The following is a 2,176-nucleotide window of genomic DNA, read 5'->3' on the forward strand; positions in this document are numbered from 1 at the left end:
CATCAACCCCTTCGGGATGGACGCGACGTGACCCCGCGTTGCTGTGGTTAGGGGCGGTACCCTGAGGCGTAGTTCCGGGTGGGCCGGACGCCAGGGCGCTGCAGGGGCACCCAGAGCTTGTAGCGGTCAGCCCGGTAGTAGGACACGGAGTAGTCCACCATGGCGCGGGCCACGAACGCGTGGCGCTGGATCTTGAGCAGCGGAGTTCCGACCTCGACGTTCAGGAGACGGGCCGTGGACGGCGACGCAGCCGTCGCCTCGATCATGTCCTCGCCCCATTCCATCACCAGCCCGTAGCGTTCGCTCAGCACGTTGTAGAGCGATGTGGGCGGTTCGCCGTCCAGCAGGCCGGGAACCCGGTGGGCCGGGATGAAGTTTTCGTCCACGCTCATCGGTTCGTTGTCGGCCAGCAGGAGGCGCCGGAACCGGACCAGGGGTGTCCCCTCCTCCAACTGCAGCTCACGGGCCAGGAACGCGCTGGCGCCAATTTGTTCGAAGCTCAGGACCTTGGCGGCCGGGACCATGCCGCGAAGTCAGCTTTACCTGTAGATCCAGTTTGGGTTTGCGTACAAACGTGCCCAGGCCCACGACGCGTTCAATCACTTCCTCACCCACGAGGGCATCGATGGCTTGGCGCACGGTCATCCGGGCGAGGCCGAAGCGCTGGGCGAGGTCGCGTTCGGAGGGCAGCGCAGATCCGGGCGGGCACGCGGCGGCGATGTGCGCGCGGAGGATCTCGCGCAACTGCACGTAGATTGGTACCCCGCTCTGACGGTCGATCTCGCCAATCATCTTGGACGCGTTAGTGGACGCCATGGTTCAGCCTCCGGTTGCGGCCCGGCGCGGGAAATACACTCATATCTCAAGGGTAAGCCCGTGACCCGGAAGGTCTAGACCACGCCGCCGACTCAAGTCGTGCCGGGTCCTCCCCCGCCGCTACCCTTGTAGGTACAGGCCGGAGCCGGGGCAATGCCGGCCGCCCGGTCTGACGGACTGCCTGCCGGACGCCCTCCATCTGGGTCACCGTTCGCGTGGCCGGCCCGTGCAGCAGCAACACGTACAGCACAACACCAGCATGAGGGAGTCCCGTTGCCAGTTCGCAAGGCAATCGTCACGGCCGCCATCGGCCTCCACGCCCGGCCCGCGGCAGTATTTGTCCGGGCTGTCACGGCGACCGGCCTCCCGGTGACCATCAGCAAGGACGGCAGGCCAGGCGTCGACGCCCGCTCGCTGCTGGAGGTCATGACCGAGGACTTCGAGTGCGGCTGTGAGGTGGAGCTGGCCGTCGCTGCGGACGCCCTCCCGGCCTCCTGCAGCCCCGCAGAGGCAGAGGGTGCGCTGGAGGAACTCCGGATCCTCTTGGAATCGGCAGCCGCCGCCTGAGGGCCTCCCCGCTCCCATTCGGCGGCCCGCAGTGCGGTGCCGCCCTCCAGGAGGGACGCTGCGCAGGCGGGCTGGGCCTGCAGGGACGCGCCGCACGCGGCCGGCAGGAACTCAAGAACCAAGACACAACGACGGCGGGCCCCACCAATGGTGGGGCCCGCCGTCGTGCGTTCTGAACTTTTAGTCCGGGTGGGCGCTAGTGCGCGTGGTCACCGCGGCTGTACTCGTAGACCCAGCCGACCAGTGCGACCACTGCCATCCCGCCGGCGATGAAGACGATCCACCAGCCTACGGCCAGGCCGAGGAACCCTGCGGCGCAGGACAGGCCCAGCATCAGCGGCCACCAGCTCCAGGGGCTGAAGTGTCCCTGCTCGCCGGCGCCTTCGTGGATCTCGGCGTCGTTGCGGTCCTCGGGGCGCATGCCCACGCGGCGGCCGGTGAAGCCGAGGTAAGCGCCGATCATGCCGGCGAGTCCGCCAACCAGCAGGATGGCCAGTGCGCCCACCCACTCAGTCCAGTTGGTCAGGTATCCGTAGATGAATGCAACGGGCACGAAGAAGAAGACGCCGAAGCCAAAGATCCTTGATTCGATTTTCACTTGGCGGTGTCCTTCTGGTCGGCGTTACCGAGAGCCGCTGCTGCCGGAGCAGGCGAATCCGCGGTGTAGGACTGGGAGAGCTCCGGGTGGTGCAGGTCCAGGGCAGGACGCTCGGAGCGGATGCGGGGCAGGGAGGTGAAGTTGTGGCGCGGCGGCGGGCAGGACGTGGCCCATTCCAGCGAGGCACCGAAGCCC

2 protein-coding genes and 2 pseudogenes are annotated in these 2,176 nt (G+C 67.6%); 1 reads left to right on the forward strand and 3 read right to left on the reverse strand.

The window, feature by feature from the left end:
• Positions 1–47: 47 nt before the first annotated feature.
• A pseudogene (locus LQV45_RS27285) lies at positions 48–816 on the reverse strand (GntR family transcriptional regulator).
• Positions 817–1,089: 273 nt separating this feature from the next.
• On the opposite strand from LQV45_RS27285, the gene LQV45_RS27290 reads away from it, so the two are divergent.
• Complete coding sequence (locus LQV45_RS27290; protein ID WP_028276727.1) at positions 1,090–1,383, forward strand: HPr family phosphocarrier protein; 294 nt, start codon at positions 1,090–1,092, stop codon at positions 1,381–1,383.
• Between the two features lie 196 nt (positions 1,384–1,579).
• On the opposite strand, the gene LQV45_RS27295 is transcribed toward LQV45_RS27290, so the two are convergent.
• Together LQV45_RS27295 and LQV45_RS27300 are read right to left on the reverse strand one after the other, a co-directional pair.
• Positions 1,580–1,981 carry a cytochrome c oxidase subunit 4 gene (locus LQV45_RS27295; protein ID WP_018773077.1) on the reverse strand — a complete coding sequence of 134 codons (402 nt, stop codon included), beginning with the start codon at positions 1,979–1,981 and terminating at the stop codon, positions 1,580–1,582.
• Positions 1,978–2,176: pseudogene (locus tag LQV45_RS27300) on the reverse strand (cytochrome ubiquinol oxidase subunit I); the annotation flags it as partial. The gene LQV45_RS27295 and the pseudogene LQV45_RS27300, both read right to left, overlap by 4 nt.

It is taken from the genome of Microbacterium sp. Bi128, from assembly GCF_918698205.1.